This window comes from Pseudomonas vancouverensis (assembly GCF_004348895.1).
Taxonomy (GTDB): Bacteria; Pseudomonadota; Gammaproteobacteria; order Pseudomonadales; family Pseudomonadaceae; genus Aquipseudomonas; species Aquipseudomonas vancouverensis.
The window spans coordinates 78,788-100,361 of record NZ_RRZK01000011.1 but is presented as its reverse complement, the minus strand read 5'-3'; the positions used below and the strand labels follow the sequence as shown (position 1 = coordinate 100,361).

Genomic DNA, 21,574 nt, shown 5'->3' with positions numbered 1-21,574 from the left:
TCTCAGGATCGTCAGGCCACGGCCACCGGTTCGGCGCCATGTTTCACCGGCTGCGCGGCAACCGGCTGCTGCTCGGTCATCGCCGCCGCTTCTTCTTCGATGCGGTGGGCCGGCACGTGGCCGTAGTCCTGCAGCATCCACTTGAAGAAGCCATAGACCTTGAGCAGCAGAATCACGGTGAACGGGATGGCCGTCAGCACCACAGCCGTCTTCATGGTCGACAGCGATGCCTTGGCAAACAGCATGGCCAACGGCACCAGGGTCAGGGTCACGCACCAGAACAGGCGATGGGTCGGCGACGGATCATCACCTTCCTGCAAATTGCGTGTGCTGGTCGCCGCTACCGCATAAGCAGCCGCATCCATGTGCGAGGCGCAGAACACCGCCATGATGAACAGGTAGACAGCGAGGAACACCTTGCCCACCGGCAGCGACAGGATCAGCGCCTGCACTGCGCTTTCGCCGCCCTGCTCCGTGAGGATCTTCGGCACGTCGATGGCGCCGGTGATGAACTGGTGCATGCTGAAGCTTTCCAGCGCGCCGAAGAAGAACCAGCAACCGACACTGCCACCGAGCAACAGGGCGAACACCACTTCCTTGATCTGCCGACCGCGGGAAACCCGAGTCACGAACATGGCCACGCCCGGTGCGTAGGACACCCACCAGAGCCAGTAGAACACCGTCCAGTTGCGGGTGAATTCACCGTCGCCGGCCGGGTCGGTGAACAGGCTCATGTGCACGTAGTTCTGGATCATCAGGCCAATGCCATTGGCGGTGTTGTTGATCGCGAACTGGGTCGGGCCGACCAGCAGTACCACGGCGGCGAACAGTAGCGCGCCGTAGCAGACGATCTTGCTCAGCTTCTGCAAGCCGCCGTCGATGCCGATGTAGGAACTCAGGGAGAACAGCACGGCAATCAGGCCGATCACCGTCACTTGCAGGGTGAAGGTATCGGGAATGCCGACCAGGCCGGACAGGCCACGGGTGAGGGTCGACGCGGTGAGCGCCAGGGACACGGTCAGTGCGCCCATCATGGTCAGCAGGAAGATCAGGTCGACGATGCGACCCACCGGGCCGGTGGCCTTGAAGCCGGTCACTGCCTCAATGATCGAGGCCAGGTTGAGGCCGCTCTTCTTGCGCACATGGAAGTGATAGGCCATGGCCAGGGAAGCCAGGGCGTAGATCGACCAGGCACTGATGCCCCAGTGGAAGAACGAATAGCTGACGCTGTACTCCAGCGCCTGACGCGATTGCGCGGCGATGTTCAGGCCCGGTGTCTGGTAGTAGTAGGCCCACTCCATCACACCCCAGTAGAGGGTCGAGGACCCCATGCCGGCGCAGATGAACATGAACACCCAGGTGGCTGTGGAGTATTCCGGCTTGCCGGCGCCAAGACGAATGTTGCCGTACTTGCTGAAGGCGATGTAGAGCACGGCCAGCGAGCTGCCGAAGATCAGCATCTGCACGGCAGTACCGAAGGTACGGGTGGAAAATTCGAACAACTGGTTCGCAGCTTTCTCCGCCTCGGCGGGGAATGCCGCGAGCCCGATGACCGTGAGCAGAACCGCTATCAGGCTCATGGAGATCAGGAACACATCGACCTTTTTATTCTTGGGGGACATCAGGCGTCTCCTGGGACGTTTTTGTTATTGAGCGTTGCATCCGGACGCAGGCAGGCGCTTCGGAAAACAGTGCAGCGTTACGGCAGGTTGACGTCTTCCTTATTCGTTACCTATTGGTTAACAGCTACCCAGTGGTTAACAGTTTGCAGATATTCAGTGTTCAGCGCAAGCGCAGCGTGTCGGATCGATGGCGTGCGTCGGCTCTGACGCACGCCATTCAGAGGCTTGCCGCTTATCCGCCGACGATTTCAGCGATGGCCTGGCCGACCGCCTGGGTCGACAGCGAGCCGCCCATGTCGCGGGTCACCGAACCGCTGGCGATCACTTGCTCGATGGCCTTGAGGATTTCGTCGTGGGCAGCACGGAAGCGATCGTCACCCTGGCCGAGGAAGTCGAGCATCAGTGCACCGGACCAGATCATGGCGATCGGGTTGGCGATGTTCTGGCCGAAGATGTCCGGCGCCGAACCGTGTACCGGCTCGAACAGCGACGGGAACTTGCGTTCCGGGTTGAGGTTGGCCGACGGCGCGATGCCGATGGTGCCGGCGCACGCCGGGCCGAGGTCGGAGAGGATGTCGCCGAACAGGTTGGACGCCACCACCACATCGAAGCGCTCCGGTTGCAGCACGAAACGCGCGCAGAGGATATCGATGTGCTGCTTGTCCCAGCGGATGTCCGGATAATTGGCCGCCATGGCCGCAGTGCGCTCGTCCCAGTACGGCATGCTCACGGCCATGCCGTTGGATTTGGTGGCCGAGGTCAGTTGCTTGCGCTCGCGGGTCTGCGCCAGGTCGAAGGCGTACTTGAGGATGCGATCAACGCCACGGCGAGTGAACACCGATTCCTGCAGCACGAACTCGTTGTCGGTGCCTTCGAACATGCGCCCGCCGAGGGAGGAATACTCGCCTTCGGTGTTCTCGCGGATCACCACGAAGTCGATGTCACCTGGCTTCTTGCCGGCCAGCGGGCACGGCACGCCAGGGAACAGACGCACCGGACGAATGTTCACGTACTGGTCAAAGTCGCGGCGGAACTTCAGCAGCGAACCCCACAGGGAGATGTGGTCAGGCACCTTGTCCGGCCAGCCAACCGCACCGAAGTACAAGGCGTCGAAGCCCTTGAGCTGCTCGAACCAGTCGTCGGGCATCATCTTGCCGTGTTCGAGGTAGTAGTCGCAGCTGGCCCATTCGAAGTGTTCGAACTCCAGCGCCAGGCCGAACTTGCGCGCCGCCGCCTGAACCACGCGCAGCCCTTCCGGCAGTACTTCCAGGCCGATACCGTCACCGGCAATCGCGGCGATTCTGAATGTCTTGTTCATGGGGGCACCTTTGTTGATCAGAGGTTGGATGTGATGCCGCCCATGCTATAAGTTGCCGCTGCAAGTACAATCAGCCCAACTGTTGATACTTATTATCCGAACTGTGAACAATCTACCGAACCTTGAAGACCTCAATGTCTTCGTCCATGTCGCCCGCCGTTCCAGCTTCAGCAGCGCCGCCGCAGAGCTGGGCATGTCGACGGCTTTCGTCAGCAAGCGCGTGCGCCTGCTCGAACAGAACCTCGGCGTGCGCCTGCTGCACCGCACCACGCGCCGGGTGTCGGTGAGTGACGACGGCGAACGCATCTATCAGTGGGCCTTGCGCATCCTCGACTCGGTGCAGCGTATGGGCGACGACGTCAGCGCCCTGCACCGCGAACCCAGCGGGCAACTGCGCATCGCCAGCAGCCTCGGCCTCGGCCGGCGCTTCGTCGCCCCTGCCCTGTCGGAACTGGCCGAGCGTCACCCAAAGCTGGATATCCGCCTCGATGTACAGGACCGCCTGATCGACCTGATCGACGAAGGCTTCGACCTCGACGTGCGGGTCGGCAACGAAATCGATCCGCACCTGATTGCCAAGCCGCTCGCGCGCAATCGCCGGGTGTTGTGTGCGGCCCCGGTATATCTCGAGCGACGCGGCACACCCCGCACCCTGGCGGAATTGGCCAGCCACGATTGCCTGGTGATCAAGGAACGCGATCACCCCTTCGGCGTCTGGCACCTGCAGGGACCTGAGGGCGAGGAACAGGTGAAAGTCACCGGGCCGCTGTCCTCCAATCACGGTGAAGTGGTGCACCAGTGGTGCATCGATGGTCGCGGCATTCTGCTGCGGTCGTGGTGGGACGTGTACGACAGCCTGGCCGACGGGCGCCTGGTGCAGGTCCTGCCCGACTACAGCCAGGTCGCCGACATCTGGGCGGTGTATACCGCGCCCCTGGCCAACTCGGCCAAGGTGCGGGTAGCGGTGGATTACCTGCGGCAGTATTTTGCCGAGCGGTATAGCTTGCCGGAGGACTGAGCAAACCCGCCCGGCCGCGCCTTGGCCTCATGGCCGCGCACTTGCATGGGATGCACCCGGCGCGGCCAATGAACAGGTAATCAACCGCGACCGACAGACCCCGTGACCGGCAGATCGCCCAGCAATCTGAGGCCGGTATCTTTCACGAAGGTGGCGTAATCCATCGGTTTCTCGATCCGGGTTTCCGCGTTCGGCAGCACGTAGGCCCAGGCACGTCCGGAGGACGCGTCGTACACCAGTTTGAACAGGCGCGTCGGCACCCAGACCTTGTTGCCGCCGATGGTGGTGTAGCCCGGGTCGAACAGCGGGCCGGTAAAGACGTACACGTTGCCATTGGCACGCAGGGCGAACTTGCGCACGTCGGCCTCGACCTTGCTCCAGATCTTGCGGTTGTTGGTCGGGTCCTGGGGCACCATGTTCGACAACGCAAAGGACTGCGCCATCGCATTGGCGTTCGGCGCATCGGCCGCCGGCGATTGATGACCGCGATCCACGGCCGGCTTCTGCCCCTTATAGTCGCTCAGCTCGGCTCGCCCACCCTTGGGGATACGCGGGTCGGCATAGAACTGATTGGTCCGCTCCTCACCCTTGGCATCGCGCAACTGTGCGGCGTTGAGTCGCTCAACCACCACCAGCGGCGTCTTGCTGGTTTGCGAATACAGTACGGCAAAATGGTCGGAACACAGCGCCATGGGTTTCATGCTGGCCGGCACGGTGGCGGTGTTGATCGGCCTGGCGGACGGGAACAGATCGGCGCAGCCGTCAAACGAGGGTTGCTTCTGTTTGTTCGAGTAGAGATCGAGGGCCGCACCCTGACTGATCGAGCCCGAGCGCGAGCTTTGTTCCTGATGCTGCGCGGGCGGTTTGAGCAGGTCCAGCAGACTGCGGGCTTCAGCCCCGGTCGACAGCAAAACAAGGGCCGAGAGCCCAACGGCAATTTTGCGTAGGTGCATGGATTAAATCTTCGAATTGGAATGAGTGACAAAGGTGGGATAAGCGCCGATCACGGTGCCTGGTACAGAAGGATGTTGATTATGTTGCGGCGAGCATGCTGTCACTGTCCTTGATCAAAATAAGCCGATTGAGCGTTGTGGCTCATGCGGCGTGTATTGACCTGCACAATGCATTTAAATTCCCGCCCCCATTAACCGCCGAGGGCTCTGCAATCAATGCCCTGGCCGCGCGCCGCGCATCATGCCTGAATCCACCGTGCAAAGTCGCTTTTGACTATGCCGATGACTTGTTTGAAGCGAACCGTGCCGATACCTGTCCGGATAATCGACCTCTTACGGACGAGACGTGGAGGTTCAGCATGACGAACACAGGTAATGCAGCAACAGGACACGTCAGCCCGCAAACACTCAGGCGAGTCATTGTCGCCGCGAGCATCGGCAACTTCGTCGAGTGGTTCGACTTTGCCGTTTACGGTTTCCTCGCCACCACCATCGCCCAACAGTTCTTCCCCAGTGGCGATGCCAGCGTCGCCTTGCTCAAGACCTTCGCGGTGTTCGCGGTGGCCTTCGCGTTTCGTCCTCTAGGCGGGATTTTCTTCGGCATGCTCGGTGACCGCATCGGTCGCAAGCGTACGTTGGCGATCACCATCCTGCTGATGGCCGGTGCGACGACCTTGATCGGCCTGCTGCCCACCTACGCCGCCATCGGCGTCATGGCGCCGCTGCTGCTGTCGCTGATCCGTTGTGCCCAGGGTTTTTCTGCCGGCGGCGAATACGCCGGTGCCTGCGCCTACCTGATGGAACACGCGCCGAGTGACAAGCGCGCCTGGTATGGCAGCTTCATTCCAGTCTCGACCTTTTCCGCGTTCGCCGCAGCCGCGGTGGTCGCCTACGCTCTCGAAGCCTCACTGTCCGCCGAGGCCATGGGCAGTTGGGGCTGGCGCCTGCCGTTCCTGATTGCCGCGCCGCTGGGTCTGGTGGGCCTGTACCTGCGTTGGCGACTGGACGAGACGCCGGCCTTCCAGGCCGTGGCCGAGGAACATGCCGTTGCCCATTCGCCGCTCAAGGACACCTTGCGCAACCACGGGGCGGCGATCTGCTGCCTGGGCGCTTTTGTCTCGCTGACGGCGCTGTCGTTCTACATGTTCACCACCTACTTCGCGACCTACCTGCAAGTCGCCGGCGGCCTGAGTCGCGCCGCCGCGCTGCTGGTGTCGTTGATCGCGCTGATTTTCGCGGCGGCGATCTGCCCGCTGGCCGGACTGTACTCGGATCGGGTCGGGCGGCGGATGACCGTGGCGAGCGCTTGCCTTCTCTTGATGGTGGCGGTGTATCCGTCCTTCCTGATGGCCAGTTCCGGCTCGTTCGTCGCGTCCATTATCGGCGTGATGCTGCTGGCGGTTGGCGCGGTGCTGTGTGGCGTGGTCACCGCCGCCCTGCTCTCGGAAACCTTCCCCACCCGCACGCGCTACACCGCTTCGGCCATCACCTACAACATGGCCTACACGCTCTTCGGCGGCACCGCGCCGCTGGTTGCCACCTGGCTGATCAGCACTACCGGCAGCAACCTGTCGCCGGCGTTCTACCTGATCGCGGTGGCGGTACTGGCGTTGCTCGGCGGCCTGGCGTTGCCGGAAACCTCGCGGATTTCCCTGCATGACATCACGACGCCGGAAAAAGGCGCAGCCGTACGGGCGCCGGCCTGATCAGCGAACCTGAAGGGGCTTGCGCATGAACACCCGCGCAAAGCCCTCTTCGGTAGCACGATGGGTTTCCTGGTAGCCGAGCTTCTTGTAGATCTCGATGTTCTCGACCATGCGCTCGTGGGTGTACAGCCGCACGGCCTGGCAACCCAGCGATTGCGCGTGCTGTTCGCAGAACGTCATGAGCATCTTCCCCAAACCCCGTCCGGTGTGACGCGGCGACACAGCGATGTTGACCAGCAGTAACTCGCTCTCCTCGCGGCTCATCACCAGTACGCCGACGATCTCGCTGTCGTCGGTCAGGACAAAGCTGTCGGTATCGGCCACGACCTGTCGATAATCATCGAGCATCGGCGCCGGTTTCCTGCCGATTCTGGCGATGTAGGGGGTGTAGGCCTCAGTGACCAGTGCAGCGATGCACTGGGCATCTTCAAGGTGGGCCCGGCGAATGGTTGGCAAAACTGCGCTCCCTGACAAACGGTAATTGGCCCGCCCAGCATGCGACGTGCTTCGCAAGTTGCCAAGGTGCGTGAGCGACGCCGAGCTTTGTTTGACGTTTGCCGGTGGCAAAAAAAATATGTTTGCTACCATTATCAGGCGACATCGTAGCTGTGCTCTGTGGCTTGCAAAGTCAGCTGAATTCCCTCGCCCAGCGTCACTCATTCCAAGCCTGCCTGACCACATAGGGGGTGCAATGCGCATTCCATTTGTTTTCGCGCTGTCGGCCTTATTGTTTTTAAGTGGATCGTACCTGGCACAGGCTGCGGACGAGCCTGCCCCTGCCCCTGCCCCTGCTGCGGCCAATGCCGGCGAGGCAGCACCGGCCGCTGCGGTGACCAAGGACCCGGTGTTCAACCAGGAACAACTGGACCAGATGCTGGCCCCCATCGCCCTCTACCCGGACCCGCTGTTGGCGCAAGTGCTGATGGCTGCCACGTACCCGGGGGAAGTCGGCGAGGCCGCCAACTGGTCGAAGAAAAACCCGAATGCCAAGGGCGATGACGCGGTCAAGCAGGTGGCGAGCCAGCCCTGGGACCCGAGCGTACAGGCGCTGGTCGCCTTCCCTCAGGTACTGGCCACCCTGGGCCAGGACCCGGTCTGGGTGCAACGCCTGGGTGACGCCTTCCTCGCACAACCCGACGATGTGATGGAAAGCGCGCAGCGCTTGCGGCGCCAGGCCCAGGCCGCCGGCAACCTGCAAAGCAACCAGTACCAGAACGTCACGGTGCAGAACAGCGTCGCGGCACCGGCCGCACCGGCGGCTCCCGCGACCAACGAAGCGGCGCCTGCCGCCGCCCCGGCGCCGGCCAGCAGCAGTTCCACCATCATCATTCAGCCAGCCGACCCGCAGGTGGTGTACGTGCCCACCTACAACCCGACCACCACCTATGGCACCTGGGCCTACCCGGCTTCGCCGCCTGTGTACTACCCGCCGCCACCGGCCTACTACCCCGGTCAGGCCTTGATGGCCGGGCTGGCGTTCGGTGCCGGTGTGGCCATCGTCGGTTCGCTGTGGGGTGAGTGCGACTGGAACAACAACGATGTCGACATCAACGTCAACCGCTACAACAACATCAACGGCAACAACCGCATCACCAACAACCAGAACAAATGGCAGCACAACCCGGTGCACCGTAATGGTGTGCCATACCGCGACAATGTCAGCCGGCAGAATTTCGGTCGCCAACTCAACGGTGCCAGCCAGCGCGAAGCCTATCGCGGGGACAATGCGCAACGTGCCCAGGCCCGTGAAAAAGCCCGTAACTCGATGGACAAACACGGCTTCGAACGGCCGGCCACCAGCAACCTCCAGGCCCGCGATCAGGCGCGCAAGATCCAGTCCGGCAACGGCGGCAATGCCCTCGGCAACCGCATGCAGGGTGGGAACGACCGGCCGAAAGTGGCGGACAGGGGTCAGGGAACCGCTCACCCCAATCGGGAGAACCTGCAATCGCGCAACCAGAATGGCCAACTCAATCAACGTCGGGAGAACGCCCAACCGCGTAACCAGACCGCCCAGGCCAACCAACGCCGGGAGAACCACGCGCAGAACCGCCAAGCCAACGTCAAACGCCCTAGCACCGCCGGCAGCGCTCGCAACAACGCTTTCGCCGGCGCGCGTTCACCGTCCCAGGCCAACGCCCAGCTCAATCGCGGCCGGGCCAGCCAGGCCTCCGCACACCGCCCCGCCGCTGCTCGGTCCGCCGGTCATCAGATCAGTCGGCCTTCCAATCCACCCGCACGTCAGAGGGGGGGTCGCCGTTGAACAACCATCCTGGAGTGAAACGCTCGCTGGTTCAGGTCTTTGCACTGGCGGCCGGCGTGGTGTGGTCCTGCATGACGATGGCGCAAGAGGCCTTTCCGACCCCGGAGAAAGCCGCTGAAGCCTTCGTCGCAGCCTTGGGGACCGAACATGCCGATCAGAAGCGCCTGAGCGAATTGCTCGGCGATGACTGGCACAGCTACATCCCCCGTGAAGGCGTACAGCGCGAGGATGTCGACGCCTTTATCAAGCAGTACCACGAGCAACACCAGATCGATAAATCCGGCGAGCGCAAGGCCATTCTGGCGGTCGGCAGTGACCATTGGACGCTGCCGATCCCCCTGGTCAAGGACACCGCTGGCTGGCGTTTCGATATGAAGGCGGGCGCCAACGAAATCCGCATTCGCCGCATCGGCCGCAATGAACTGGCCGCGGTGCAATCGGTGCTGGCCTATCACGATGCGCAGATGGACTACGCCTCGGAAGACCGCGACGGTGACGGCGCACTCGAGTACGCGCAGAAAATCTTCAGCACCCCAGGCAAGCACGATGGGCTCTATTGGGCGGAAGACGACAGCGACGATATCAGCCCGCTGGGACCGGAGTTCGGTAAAGCTATCGGTGAGGAAGACTGGCACGGTTACCACTTCCGTATCCTCGACGGCCAGGGCCCGTCGGCACCGGGTGGTGCCTACAGCTACCTGATCGGCGACAAGATGAGCCGCGGTTTTGCCCTGATTGCCTGGCCGGCGAAATATGACGACACCGGGGTGATGAGTTTCATGATCAGTCATGAAGGCCAGGTGTTCGAAAAAGACCTGGGGCCCAACGGCGGGAAGCTGGCCGAAGCGATGAAACGCTTTGATCCGGATGACAGCTGGAAAGAGTTGCCCCCTGAAGAGACACAGGAAAAGCCCGCACCCTCCGACGCCCAGCCCTAAGTGAAACGAGTACCGGCGCACCCATGCGCGCCGGTGACTCGCTATCCCCTTGCGCTATTTTCCGATCGACACAATCGTCGCCTTGCCGCCGTCCATGCGGAAGCTGAACGCCACGTGATCGCCCACCGTCAGCCCAGTCAACTGCTCATCGGTCACGGCAAACGCCATGGTCATCGGCGGCCATTGCAGCGCGGGCACCGCGCCGTGGGCGAGTGTCACCTTGTGCCCGGCGGGGTCGATGGACTTGATCGTGCCTTCGGCGCTGGCGACCGGTGTCTGCTTCGCTGCCTGGGGCATGTCCATGCCTTCCATGACGTCCATTTTCATGCCGGGCATGTCCTCGGCGTACGCAGCGAGGGAGAACACAACGGCCATGCCAGTAACGGCAATAAGCTTCAGTTTCATGAGGTTTTTCCTTCTTCGGTGAGGGTTACAGCACGGAGGTTGCGGCGGCGCATCAAGCGATAGGCCGCCGGAATGACAAACAGGGACAGCAAGGGCGCGGTGAGCATGCCGCCGACCATGGGCGCGGCAATGCGGCTCATCACTTCGCTGCCGGTGCCACTGCCGAGCAGGATGGGCAGCAGGCCGGCGATGATCACGGCCACGGTCATGGCCTTGGGGCGTACCCGCTGCACCGCGCCTTCGCGAATGGCGGCGAGCAGTCCATCTTCTGAGTGATCGCCAAGGCCTTCGCGTTCAGCCCAGGCGTTTTTCAGGTACAGCAGCATGATCACGCCAAACTCGGCCGACACCCCGGCCAGCGCGATGAAGCCGACGGCGGTGGCCACCGACAGGTTGTAGCCCAGCAGGTAGATGAACCAGGCGCCGCCCGTGAGGGCAAAGGGCAAGGTGGCCATGATCAGCAAGGCTTCATCGAAGCGACTGAACGTCAGGTAGAGCAGCACGAAGATGATCAGCAACGTCGCTGGCACCACCAGTTTCAAGCGGGCATTGGCCCTTTCGAGAAACTCGAACTGACCGGAGTAGCTCAGGCTCATACCCGGTTGCTGCTTGACCTGTTCGCCCACCACCCGACGCAAGTCGGCGACCACCGAGGCAATGTCGCGGCCACGCACATCGATGTACACCCAGCCCGAGGGCCGTGCGTTCTCACTCTTGAGCATCGGCGGGCCGTCGCTGACGCGGATGTTCGCCACGGTGCCGAGGGTGATCTGGCTGCCCGTCGCGGTGTAGATCGGCAGTTGTTTCAGCGCCTCCGGTGAGTCACGCCACTCCCGTGGATAACGCAGGTTGATCGGAAAACGCGCCAGCCCTTCCACCGTCTCGCCGACATTCTCGCCACCGATGGCGCCACTGACGATGGCCTGCACATCGGCGATGTTCAGGCCATAACGCGCGGCGGCTGTGCGGTCGATGTCGACGTCGATATAGCGGCCGCCGGTGAGTCGCTCGGCCAGCGCCGAACTGACACCTGGCACCGCCTTCGCCGCCCGCTCGATGGCCTGGGTCACGGCATCGATTTGCGCAAGGTCGGAACCTGCCACCTTCACCCCGATGGGGCTCTTGATGCCGGTTGCGAGCATGTCGATGCGGTTGCGAATCGGCGGAATCCAGATGTTGGTCAGGCCCGGCACGCGCACCACACGGTCAAGCTCCGCCACCAGCTTTTCCGGGGTCATGCCCGGACGCCATTGCTCATGGGGTTTGAACTGGATCGTGGTTTCGAACATCTCCAGCGGTGCCGGGTCGGTCGCGGTTTCGGCCCGACCGGCCTTGCCGAAGACGTGCTCGACTTCAGGCACGGTCTTGATCAGGCGATCAGTCTGTTGCAGCAATTGCGCGGCTTTCTGTGCCGACAACCCCGGCAACGCCGAGGGCATGTAGAGCAGATCGCCCTCGTCCAGCGGTGGCAGAAACTCACCGCCTAGCCGCGACATCGGCCACAGCGCGCTGACAAACACCAGCAACGCCACCAGCAAGGTGACCCGGGGCCAGCGCAGCACCGCGTCCAGCGCCGGTTGATAGACCCGGATCAAGCCACGGTTCAATGGGTTGCGCTGCTCGTCGGGGATGCGTCCGCGAATCCAGTAGCCCATCAGCACCGGCACCAGGGTCACCGACAACCCCGCCGCCGCAGCCATGGCGTAAGTCTTGGTGAACGCCAGCGGACCGAACAGGCGCCCTTCCTGAGCCTCCAGGGTGAACACCGGAATGAACGACAAAGTGATGATCAACAGGCAGAAAAACAGTGCCGGGCCTACCTCGGTCGCGGCATCGGTCATCACCTGCCAGTGCTGTGGTCCTTTGAGTACCTGCCCCGGATGGGCCCCGTGCCAGGCCTCGATCTTCTTGTGCGCATTTTCGATCATGACCACGGCGGCATCGACCATGGCGCCGATGGCGATGGCGATACCGCCCAGGGACATGATGTTGGCGTTGATGCCCTGATAGCGCATCACGATGAACGCCATCAACACCCCCACCGGCAGGGAAATGATCGCCACCAGGGATGAACGCAGATGCCAGAGAAAAATCCCGCACACCAGGGCGACGACGAAGAACTCTTCCAGCAGCTTGTGGCTGAGGTTGGCCACGGCACGGTCGATCAGCTTGCTGCGATCGTAGGTGGTGACGATCTCCACCCCTGCCGGCAGGCTCTTTTTCAGCTCGTCGAGTCGGGCCTTGACCGCTGCAATCGTCTCCCGGGCGTTCTTGCCGCTGCGCAGGATCACCACACCGCCGACGGCCTCGCCCTCGCCGTCCAGTTCACTGATGCCACGGCGCATCTCCGGCCCCAGCTGGATCGTCGCGACATCGCCCAACGTCACCGGCGCACCGCCAATACCGAGCTTGAGCGGGATGGCGCGAAAGTCATCGAGGGTCTTCAGGTAGCCGGAGGCACGCACCATGAACTCGGCTTCCGCCATCTCCAGCACAGCACCGCCGGTTTCCTGATTGGCCTTGCCGATGGCGGCGGCGACTTCGCCCTGGGTGACCCCGAAGCTGGCCAGTTTCAGCGGATCGAGCTGCACCTGATACTGCTTGACCATGCCGCCCACCGTGGCCACTTCGGCTACGTTCGGCAGGGTCTTGAGCTCAAACTTGAGGAACCAGTCCTGCAGGGCGCGCAACTGCGCCAGGTCGTGGCCGCCACTGCGGTCCACCAGTGCGTACTGATAGATCCAGCCCACCCCGGTCGCGTCCGGACCCAGCGCCGGTTTGGCATTGGCCGGCAAGCGGCTTTGCACCTGACTGAGGTATTCCAGCACCCGCGAGCGCGCCCAGTACAGGTCGGTGCCGTCCTCGAACAGCACGTAGACAAAGCTGTCGCCAAAGAACGAATAACCGCGCACGGTCTTGGCCCCCGGCACCGAGAGCATGGTGGTGGCCAGCGGATAGGTCACCTGGTTCTCGACAATCTGCGGCGCTTGCCCGGCAAACGGCGTGCGGATGATGACTTGCACGTCGGACAGGTCGGGCAAGGCATCAATGGCCGTGCTCTGCACCGACCAGACGCCCCAGGCCGAGATGCCCAGCGCGGCCAGCAACACCAGCAAGCGATTGGCCACGGACCAGCGAATCAGAGCGGCGATCATGGCTGCACCCCGGTCTTGTCCAGAGGCTCGCTCGCGATGCCCTTGAGGCTGGCCTCCGAGTCGAGCAGGAACTGGCCGGAGGTCACCACCGTCTGGCCTTCCTCCAGGCCGTTGACGATCTCGGTCTGGCCGTCACTTTCCTGTCCGGGCCGTACGTCCACCGGGCGATAGCGACCGGCGTCCTCAGCCAGCATCACCAGCGAACGCCGGCCGGTACGAATGACCGCCTCGCTCGGCACCCACAGCACCGGCTGCGCGGTTGCATGGTTCAAGCGCACTTGCGCCGTCAGACCGGGGCGCAGCCGGCCCTGCGGATCAGGCAACTCCACCCGCACGCGCAAAGTGCGACTGTCAGGGTTGGTGTCCGGCAGGATAGCGCTGACCTTGCCGCTGAACAGCTCCCCCGGATAAGCCGCTAATTGCGCGTCGACCGCTTGTCCGAGGCTGATTGCTGCCGCTTGCGCCTGGGGCACCGCCACCGACAGCCAGACGCTGTCCAGACCATTGACCCGGGCCAGCGTCTCGCCGGCGGCCACGGTCATGCCCGCGCGAACGCTCAGCTCCTGCAGCACACCGCCGATGGGGCTGGTCAGCGTCAGGTAAGGCTGGACCTTGCCGCTGCGTTCCACCTGGGCAATCAGCGCCGCCGGCATGCCGGCAAGCTTCAATCGTTCACGGGCGGCCGTCAGCAACCCGGCATCGCCGTTGCGCCGCAGGGCGAGAAACTCGGTCTGGGCAGCGGCCCATTCAGGCACCAGGATATCCGCCAGCGCCGCGTCAGCCTTGAGTACATCGCCGGGGGTACGGGCATAGACCCGCTCGACGAAACCGGCGGTGCGCGCCTGGATCACCGCGACATCCCGTTCGTTGAAAGCCAGGATGCCGCTGACATCCAGGCTGGTTTCAAGCCGTCCGCGGCTGACCTTGGCCACCCGCAAGCCGAGATTCTGCGTCGATTGCGCATCGATGCTGACCGTCGCACCGCTTTCCGTTTCGCTGGCGTAGCGCGGGACCAGTTGCATGTCCATGAACGGCGACCGCCCCGGCTGATCGAAATGTTGCTGCGGGTACATGGGGTCGTACCAGTACAACGCCTTGCGTTCGTTCGACGGCGCGGCGCCCTGTGCCGGGGCGGCATCAGGCGCAGCGTTCGCCGGCAAGCGGGCCAGCCCGTAACCACCGGCAACCCCGAGGGCGATCGAGCAAGCGGCCAACCATCCTGCGTTCCATGTGCGCTTCATTGGCCGGCCTCCCCGTAGGCAAAGTAGAGTCGCGCACGGGTCAGCGCTCGCTGCTCCTCCACGTCGATCTGTTTCAGTCGGGCCTCGATCAGCTCGCGTCGGGCAGCCACCACCGCGTTCAAATCACCCTTGCCGGCACGGTAACTGGCCATGCTCAGCTCGACCTTTTCCCGGGCCAGCGGCACCAGGTTTTCCTGATTGCGCTGCACGGCGCGATCAAGGCGCGCATAGTCGGCCAGCTCACTTTCCAGCTGCTCGGTGTGCTCGCGGGACAAAGCTTCACGCTCGGCTTCGAGCTGGCTGAGCTGGGCCTGGCGGGCGGCAATTTTCGGGTTCTGCCGGCTGCCGGGAAACAGCGGCAGGTCCCATGACAGCTGCACGCTGACCATGTCGCCGAACTGACGATCGCGATGCTGGTAATCGAGCTCCCAGCTCCAGTCCGATTGTTTGTCCGCCTCGGCTTCGCGAACCCTGGCCTGCGCCTCGCGGGTCATGGGCGCATAGGCAGCCAGCTCGGGATGCTGTTGGAGGGAGTGGGACAGGTGTGATGTATCGATGGGCCATTCCGGCAGGCGACCTTCGGGCTTCTCATAAGCCGCCGGGCCGATCCAGCGCTTGAGCGCCGCTTGCGCCTGGGCGCGCTGGCGTGTCAGCTCATCCTGTTGCTCTGCCAGTTGAGCGGCCTCCTGCTTCGGTGTCACGGCATCGGCAGGTTGCCCCCGGCCACCGGCAATCTGCGCCTTGACCGTGTCGGCAAGCAGGCGATTTTCTTTGTAGAGGTCCTGGAACAACGCATCCTTGCGTTCGACCGAGTAGCGGCTGATCCAGGCCAAAGCCGTGGCCTGACGTACGTTCAAACGCTCGACCCGGCGCTCGGCGGCGGCGCGTTCAACCGCGGCATCGGCGACTTCGACCCGCGCCTTGCGCTTGGCACTGTTGGGCATGTCCTGGCGGACCCCGACCATTTGCATGGTCATGAAATCCTGATTGAGACTCCAGCGGTCCGGCCCGCCGATGGGGTAGTTCTGCACCCCCAGCACCAGCTTGGGGTCGGGCAGTTCTCCGGCGGGGATGGCCGCACTGCTGGCGGCCTGAATGCTGGCGTCCTGGGCGGCCAGCGACGGCGCATTGTGTTCGGCCAGGCGCAGCGCTTCATCGAGTGTCAACGCGACAGCGAAGCTCGGCGACGCCAGTACGCTTGCCGCCAGGCCGACCACGAGTGGCCAGCCTGTGCAAAAGCACTTGGTGTTCATGTTCATGATTCCTGTGGTGATCCACTGCGCGCGTCAAAACACCTGCGCACAGCAAGGCCATCCCGTTAAAAACGGAATGAGGCTCAGGGGGAGACAGGAATCAAACGCGCGGCGGTCGCCAGACCCCGGACGGGGTTTGCACAGGCAGGGAATCGCTGAAAAAGGACTGTTCGACGGGGCTGAACAGGGTCACCGGCGGCTTGGCAATCGACACTTGCAGCAGCCCACCGGTCTTGCACTCCTGCCCAGGCTTGCAGGGTTTGCCGTGTTCGACAGGGGCTTTCATGTCGTTGCAGCAGTCCATCCCCATATCATCCATCATCGCCATGCCCATGGTCTTCATCGGGCAAGGCTCTGTCGGCGCCTGCACGCCCGCCATCCCGCTCAGGGGAAGCGCCAGGCTGATCAGCAGGATGAGACAAAACCGCAGGTAACGTTTCATGGGGTTGGAGTGTAGCCGTGGTCGATAAAGCCAACAATCGTTGGCGGGTGATATCAACGGATTTGCATTAAGCCAGCATTATTGCTTCAAACACGCTGAAACCGCTGTTCGAAATCCTCAGCCAACTGCTCAAGCGTCACGCTGCCCAGCCGTTCGATCAACAAGGCCTGGGCGGCATCGAAGGCTTCGGTCAGTGCCGCGTTCACCGCTTGCTCGACCAGGCATTCAGGGTGGTCGGTGGACAAGCCAATGGCGAAGATCGAAGACGAACCCAGCGCCTGATGGATGTCCAGCAAGGTCATCTGCGCCAGCGGCTTGGCCAGGGTCCAGCCACCGCGATGGCCCTTCTCCGAACGTACGTAACCCTGTTCCTTGAGCAGCGCCATGGTGCGCCGCACCACCACCGGGTTGGTGCCGAGCATCTGCGCGATGGTGTCGGAGGTCGCCGGTTGTTCGTGGCGAGCCATGTGGATCAGCACATGCAGCATGCGTGACAGGCGGGTGTCGTTTCTCATGGACGAGGCTTTCGTGGGCGAAGGTGTGCTGAGTATCGCTCGAAACAGCATAAGTTACGAGAGTGTTGACAGCATTCAATCACGTAACTTACGGTGTATCGAGACTTTCATTTTCTCGACACTCGTGAGGTGAGCCATGCTGTATGACGTGATCATTGTTGGCGGCAGCTACGCCGGCATCTCCGCCGGCCTGCAATTGGCGCGTGCGCGCCGCAAGGTGCTGGTCATCGACGCCGGGCAGCGGCGCAATCGTTTCGCCCGTCATTCCCATGGTTTTCTGGGGCAGGACGGGCAAAATCCGGGGCAGATCGCCGAGGAGGCGAAGGCGCAACTGCTGGCCTACCCGACCGTGCATTGGCTTGACCAGAGCGCCGTTGAAGCCGCCCAACAGGGTGAAGGGTTCTCGCTGGCGACCGCCGATGGCCAGCGATTCACCGGGCTGCGCCTGATTCTGGCCACAGGCGTAGTGGATGAACTCCCCGACATTCCCGGCCTTCACCAACGCTGGGGCGAGCGCGTATTCCATTGCCCGTATTGCCACGGTTATGAACTGAACGGTGGACCCATTGGCGTCCTCGCGGCAGCGCCGATTGCCATCCACCACGCGTTGATGCTGCCCGACTGGGGGCCCACCACTTTCTTTCTCAATGGTGTATTCGAGCCGGACGCTGAACAGCTGGCGAACCTGCAACGTCGGGGTGTGACGCTGGAGCGCGAGCCCGTGGTGGCGATTGACGGTCAGGCCGATGTGACCCTGGCCAGCGGACGGGTGATTGCACTGGCGGGCCTGTTCACCCAGCCACGCACACGCATGGCCAGCCCTCTGCCTGCACAGTTGGGCTGTGAATTCGAGCCCGGGCCGATGGGGGATTTCATCAAGGTCGATGCCCTGCGGGAAACCAGCGTGCGCGGCGTCTTTGCCTGTGGCGACGCGGCCGTGGCGGCCGGTAATGTGGCTATCGCGGTGGGAGACGGTGCACGCACCGGAGGCGCGGCTCATCATTCGCTGATCTTTCGCTGATCCCCCGTCGCGAACGTGACCGTCCTCAAGACGCACCTTGAGCAAATGCGGCTAGGCGCGATTATCCTGCGATCACCGATGCTGTGCCTACCGTATTTCCAGGAGCCTGTGCCCCGTGACTGACTTGCCGGCCAACGCCGCCTACACCGAACGCTTCAACGCGGTACTGGCCTACATCGATGCCCACCTCGAAGGTGACCTGTCGGTAAAGACCCTGAGTGCAGTGGCGAACTTCTCGGCGTTTCATTTCCATCGCCAGTTCAGCGGCTTCGTCGGCGTGCCGGTGTCGCGTTACGTGCAACTGATGCGCTTGCGGCGGGCGGCGCATCGGCTGGCGTCCAAGGCGGATTATCCAGTGCTGGACGCGGCACTGGATGCGGGCTTCGAAAGTCCCGAGGCTTTCTCCAGGGCGTTCCGGCGAAATTTCGGCATGACCCCGAGCGCCTTCGCCCGGCAGCCGGACTGGCAGGTCTGGAATACGGTGTTCAGCATTCCTCATTTTTCCAGGAGCATCATCATGCAGGTACGTATCGTCGAATTCCCCCAGGTTCGGCTCGCAGCGCTTGAACACCATGGCGCACCCGCCCTGGTCAACCAGAGCGTGAGCCGGTTCATCCAGTGGCGCCAACTCAGCGGGCAGTCGCCGGTGGCCACCAGCCGCACCTTCGGCATTCCCTACGGCAACCCCGACACGACAGCGCCCGCCGAATTTCGCTTCGATGTGTGCGGCGAGATCCACGAAGCGGTGTTGCCGAATGCATTCGGCGTGCGGGAAATCGTCATCCCGGCCGGGCGTTGTGTCGTGGTGCGGCATGTGGGCTCGCCGGATCACATCGGCGAAACCATCTACCCCATCTACCGCGACTGGCTGCCAGCCAGCGGTGAAGAGTTGCGCGACCATCCGCTGTTCTTCGAATACCTGAGCGTGTATCCCGAAACGCCCCAGGAGCAATGGCAAACGGACGTCTACGTGCCTTTGCAGTAGCCGCGACACTGCCGCTCGTCCGGCCTGTCGCACCTTTGTGCTTGTCGGGCCTTCTAACGCAGTACATCCCCGGTGTGGAAGACTCCCATGATGATCAGGCAAACAACGGCGCTGTTGCTGGCCGGACTTCTGACAGCAGGCTCACCCTTCGTGCGTGCAGGTGAACGATTGATGGCGGATTCGGCGGTACCACCGGCCGCCCTCCCCGGCATCAATCAAGCGGAATCGAACAAGGACAAGGCCAGCAAAAAGGGTGAGGAAGCGTCCGGCTCGAATTCCGGCGCCGAATCCGGCGCCAACGTGAAAGATGCCGACTCCAAGAGCACCACCACGAACGGCAGCAAAAAACACAGCAAAACCAAACACAAGTCGACGCCTTGAAAACAAAGGTTCAGGCCAGTCAGCGCAACCGCTGGCTGGCCTGCCGTCAAAACCCCCAGCCGACCTCATTCAACGCCACGCCCAGTGCCGCCACATCCTGCTCGCTGCGCGCTTCGAACAACGGCATGTACGCCAGCGGATCGGCCAGGGTTGATGCCTGACCGAGAAAACCCTCGGTCGCCGCGTGCAGGCAAAACGCGCTGTAGGCCGGGTTGTAGCCACCCTCCTGAACGATCAGCAGACGCCCGCCACACTGGGCGTCGGCGAAGCGCCGAGCCTGTTGTGCCAGGTGGTTGAAGCCGGCCATGGTCAGCAGTTGCCGGCCATTGGGGTCGAACTGAGAGGCGTCCAGGCCATTGGCGATGATCAACAGCTGCGGCGCAAACTTTGTCAGCGCCGGCAGCACAAAGCGCTCGAACGCCAGCGCGTACGCCCGGTCCCCGGAGCCCATCGGCAACGGGATGTTGAGGTTGCTGCCCAGCCCTGCGCCTCTACCCCGTTCGTCGACATGCCCGGTCTGCCGATGGCTTGGACCCCAGGCACCATGGTCCATGTGCAGCGACACGGTCAGCACCGACGGGTCATCGTAGAAGCCCTCCTGCGTGCCGTTGCCGTGATGCACGTCCCAATCGACGATGGCGACCCGCTCGATGCCAGCGGCCTGGGCGACCCGCGCCGCCACGCCGACGTTATTGAAAAAACAATAACCGTCGACCGTGTCCGGGGCCGCATGGTGCCCCGGCGGGCGCACCAACGCCATGGCCGGACGGCGCTCGCGCAGGGTCTGCTCCAGCGCGGCAATGCTGGTACCAGCCGCGGCGAGCAACCCGGCCAGGCCACCGGGATTGAGCAACGTGGTACTGCTGAAGCGCTTGCCGTCCTGATCCGCCGCTTCGATGGCTTGCAGGTATGACGCGGTATGAAAGCGCAGCAATTCTTCGCGCCGGGCATGCCGGCCGCTGTGCCAGCGCAGGTGCCCGGCCACCGGACCGTTGTGCAGGATCGCACGCATGTTGACCAGGCGCGGGCTGCTTTCCGGGTGTTGCGTCTGTTGCTCGAGCAAGTCGCTGGGCGGCGCCTCGAACACCCCGTAGCCGGTGTCGTGGCGCAGCACATCGTCGTGCCAGAAAACGTCGATCAATTCCGACATGTAGCGATCCTCAATCGATGATGGTCAGCTCGGGTGGCAGCTCCGACAGACTGCGCGAGCCGTCCTTGCCACACAACACCGTGTCACCCAGCTTGAGACCAAAACCCTCGCTGTACAGGGACAGGTTCGGCTCGATCGAGAACGACATGTTCGGCTGGAACACATGGTCGTCGGCCTCATCGACCATCATCGCTTCCAGCCAGGTCGGCGGATAAGCCAGGCCCAGGCTGTAGCCGATGCGGTGCACGCGGGTGCGCGACAGGTCGATGCGATCGAGGATCTTGTTGCACACCCGGTTGGCCTCGCCCACCGGTGTGCCCGGTGTCGCCACCTCGATGGCGGCGTTGAAGGCTTCAGTCAGCAGGGTCGAGACCTCACGCACCCGTGCCGTGGGCTTGCCGATCACGGCCGTGCGCATGAGGATCGCGTGGTAGCGGTTGCACACCCCGGCGTGCTCCAGAATCACCACATCGCCCGGGCTGATGGTGATGCGGTGCGGCATCGCGTGGGTCATGGTGCTGCGCCGTCCGGTCGCGCACATCGGGCTGATCGCCGAGTACTCGCTGCCTGCCTCGCCCAGTGCCTGGGCAACGATCCCGGAAATCTGCACCTCGGACATGCCCGGGCGTAGCGCCTCGAAGGCGGCACGCATGCCATAGTCGGCCATGCGTGCGGCGCTGCGCTGGTACTCGATTTCTTCCGCGGTCTTGATCAGGCGTTCTTCGGCAACCACCACCGAAGCGTCTTCGAAATGCGCGTTTGGCATGTGCCGAAGCAGCGTCGTGTACTGCAAGGCGCTGAAGGTCGAGGCCTGCATCTCCAGGCCGATACGCCCCTGGCTCAGCCCCAGGCCTTCCAGCGAATCGGCAACGATGCGCAGCGGGTCCTGCTTGGCAATGTCGTAGAAAATCCCTTCCTCCAGGCTCGACAGCTCATAGGTGCAGGGCTCTTCGCTGGTGCGGGTGAGGAAGATCGGGTTGGCCAGTTTCGGCGAGATGATCAGCGCCTGATACCAGAGGAAACCGAGGCTGTCGAAGCCGGTCAGGTAGTTGATGTTGTCCGGGTAGTTGATCACCATGGCGTCGAGGCCACGTTCGCTCATGCGGCGTTTGACCGCCTCGATGCGTTGACGGTAAGTGCGCAGGGGAAATGCAGTCATCATGGGGTATCCCTCCTTAGGGAAAAGGTGCACGGGTACAGGTGAATAA

General features: G+C 63.1%; 19 protein-coding genes. 7 read left to right on the top strand and 12 right to left on the bottom strand.

Annotated features, from left to right (window positions below; genetic code table 11):
- Window positions 1-11: 11 nt before the first annotated feature.
- Entirely contained in the window at window positions 12-1,622 is a 1,611-nt protein-coding gene (locus EIY72_RS11975; RefSeq protein ID WP_093222860.1) for a BCCT family transporter, read from the bottom strand.
- A gap of 232 nt (window positions 1,623-1,854) precedes the next feature.
- Complete coding sequence (locus EIY72_RS11970) at window positions 1,855-2,940, bottom strand: tartrate dehydrogenase (protein ID WP_093222863.1); 1,086 nt, start codon at window positions 2,938-2,940, stop codon at window positions 1,855-1,857.
- Window positions 2,941-3,043: 103 nt separating this feature from the next.
- On the opposite strand from EIY72_RS11970, the gene EIY72_RS11965 reads away from it, so the two are divergent.
- Window positions 3,044-3,958, top strand: coding sequence for a LysR substrate-binding domain-containing protein (locus EIY72_RS11965; RefSeq protein ID WP_093222866.1), 915 nt, complete (start codon window positions 3,044-3,046; stop codon window positions 3,956-3,958).
- An 80-nt stretch (window positions 3,959-4,038) separates the two neighbouring features.
- Here the strand turns inward: EIY72_RS11965 and EIY72_RS11960 are convergent, their stop codons facing one another.
- Window positions 4,039-4,911, bottom strand: coding sequence for a DNA/RNA non-specific endonuclease (locus EIY72_RS11960; RefSeq protein ID WP_093222869.1), 873 nt, complete (start codon window positions 4,909-4,911; stop codon window positions 4,039-4,041).
- A 359-nt stretch (window positions 4,912-5,270) separates the two neighbouring features.
- Here EIY72_RS11960 and EIY72_RS11955 point away from each other — a divergent pair, with 359 nt between their 5' ends.
- Complete coding sequence (locus EIY72_RS11955; protein WP_093222872.1) at window positions 5,271-6,617, top strand: MFS transporter; 1,347 nt, start codon at window positions 5,271-5,273, stop codon at window positions 6,615-6,617.
- Here the strand turns inward: EIY72_RS11955 and EIY72_RS11950 are convergent, their stop codons facing one another.
- Window positions 6,618-7,073: a GNAT family N-acetyltransferase gene (locus EIY72_RS11950; RefSeq protein ID WP_231985573.1), complete on the bottom strand. Its 456-nt coding sequence runs from the start codon at window positions 7,071-7,073 to the stop codon at window positions 6,618-6,620.
- A 235-nt stretch (window positions 7,074-7,308) separates the two neighbouring features.
- Here EIY72_RS11950 and EIY72_RS11945 point away from each other — a divergent pair, with 235 nt between their 5' ends.
- Complete coding sequence (locus EIY72_RS11945) at window positions 7,309-8,880, top strand: DUF3300 domain-containing protein (RefSeq protein WP_093222878.1); 1,572 nt, start codon at window positions 7,309-7,311, stop codon at window positions 8,878-8,880.
- A gap of 71 nt (window positions 8,881-8,951) precedes the next feature.
- Window positions 8,952-9,818 carry a DUF2950 domain-containing protein gene (locus tag EIY72_RS11940; protein ID WP_093230597.1) on the top strand — a complete coding sequence of 289 codons (867 nt, stop codon included), beginning with the start codon at window positions 8,952-8,954 and terminating at the stop codon, window positions 9,816-9,818.
- 54 nt (window positions 9,819-9,872) lie between these two features.
- Here EIY72_RS11940 and EIY72_RS11935 read toward each other — a convergent pair whose 3' ends face one another.
- The 6 genes from EIY72_RS11935 to EIY72_RS11910 all read right to left on the bottom strand — a co-directional run bounded on the left by EIY72_RS11935 (window position 9,873) and on the right by EIY72_RS11910 (window position 16,829).
- Window positions 9,873-10,223 carry a copper-binding protein gene (locus EIY72_RS11935; protein ID WP_093222881.1) on the bottom strand — a complete coding sequence of 117 codons (351 nt, stop codon included), beginning with the start codon at window positions 10,221-10,223 and terminating at the stop codon, window positions 9,873-9,875.
- A complete protein-coding gene (locus tag EIY72_RS11930) occupies window positions 10,220-13,378 on the bottom strand; it encodes an efflux RND transporter permease subunit (protein ID WP_093222884.1) in 3,159 nt (1,052 codons plus the stop codon). Before EIY72_RS11930 ends, EIY72_RS11935 begins: the two co-directional genes overlap by 4 nt.
- Complete coding sequence (locus EIY72_RS11925) at window positions 13,375-14,619, bottom strand: efflux RND transporter periplasmic adaptor subunit (RefSeq protein WP_093222887.1); 1,245 nt, start codon at window positions 14,617-14,619, stop codon at window positions 13,375-13,377. The genes EIY72_RS11930 and EIY72_RS11925 overlap by 4 nt, the downstream gene beginning before the upstream one ends.
- Window positions 14,616-15,872 (bottom strand): TolC family protein, encoded by a 1,257-nt coding sequence (locus EIY72_RS11920; protein WP_093222890.1) that lies wholly within the window; start codon window positions 15,870-15,872, stop codon window positions 14,616-14,618. The genes EIY72_RS11925 and EIY72_RS11920 overlap by 4 nt, the downstream gene beginning before the upstream one ends.
- A 100-nt stretch (window positions 15,873-15,972) precedes the next feature.
- Window positions 15,973-16,314, bottom strand: a complete 342-nt coding sequence (locus tag EIY72_RS11915; RefSeq protein ID WP_093222893.1) for a hypothetical protein — start codon at window positions 16,312-16,314, stop codon at window positions 15,973-15,975.
- A gap of 86 nt (window positions 16,315-16,400) precedes the next feature.
- Window positions 16,401-16,829 (bottom strand): Rrf2 family transcriptional regulator, encoded by a 429-nt coding sequence (locus EIY72_RS11910; RefSeq protein ID WP_093222896.1) that lies wholly within the window; start codon window positions 16,827-16,829, stop codon window positions 16,401-16,403.
- A 136-nt stretch (window positions 16,830-16,965) separates the two neighbouring features.
- Between EIY72_RS11910 and EIY72_RS11905 the strand changes: the two genes are divergently transcribed.
- The 3 genes from EIY72_RS11905 to EIY72_RS11895 all read left to right on the top strand — a co-directional run bounded on the left by EIY72_RS11905 (window position 16,966) and on the right by EIY72_RS11895 (window position 19,216).
- Window positions 16,966-17,850 carry an NAD(P)/FAD-dependent oxidoreductase gene (locus EIY72_RS11905; protein WP_093222899.1) on the top strand — a complete coding sequence of 295 codons (885 nt, stop codon included), beginning with the start codon at window positions 16,966-16,968 and terminating at the stop codon, window positions 17,848-17,850.
- A 124-nt stretch (window positions 17,851-17,974) separates the two neighbouring features.
- Window positions 17,975-18,835: an AraC family transcriptional regulator gene (locus EIY72_RS11900; protein ID WP_371315417.1), complete on the top strand. Its 861-nt coding sequence runs from the start codon at window positions 17,975-17,977 to the stop codon at window positions 18,833-18,835.
- Window positions 18,836-18,922: 87 nt separating this feature from the next.
- A complete protein-coding gene (locus EIY72_RS11895) occupies window positions 18,923-19,216 on the top strand; it encodes a hypothetical protein (RefSeq protein ID WP_371315416.1) in 294 nt (97 codons plus the stop codon).
- A 46-nt stretch (window positions 19,217-19,262) separates the two neighbouring features.
- On the opposite strand, the gene EIY72_RS11890 is transcribed toward EIY72_RS11895, so the two are convergent.
- Both EIY72_RS11890 and EIY72_RS11885 read right to left on the bottom strand, forming a co-directional pair.
- Window positions 19,263-20,366: an arginase family protein gene (locus EIY72_RS11890; RefSeq protein ID WP_231985574.1), complete on the bottom strand. Its 1,104-nt coding sequence runs from the start codon at window positions 20,364-20,366 to the stop codon at window positions 19,263-19,265.
- 10 nt (window positions 20,367-20,376) lie between these two features.
- Entirely contained in the window at window positions 20,377-21,528 is a 1,152-nt protein-coding gene (locus EIY72_RS11885) for a M24 family metallopeptidase (protein ID WP_093222904.1), read from the bottom strand.
- Between the last annotated feature and the right edge of the window lie 46 nt (window positions 21,529-21,574).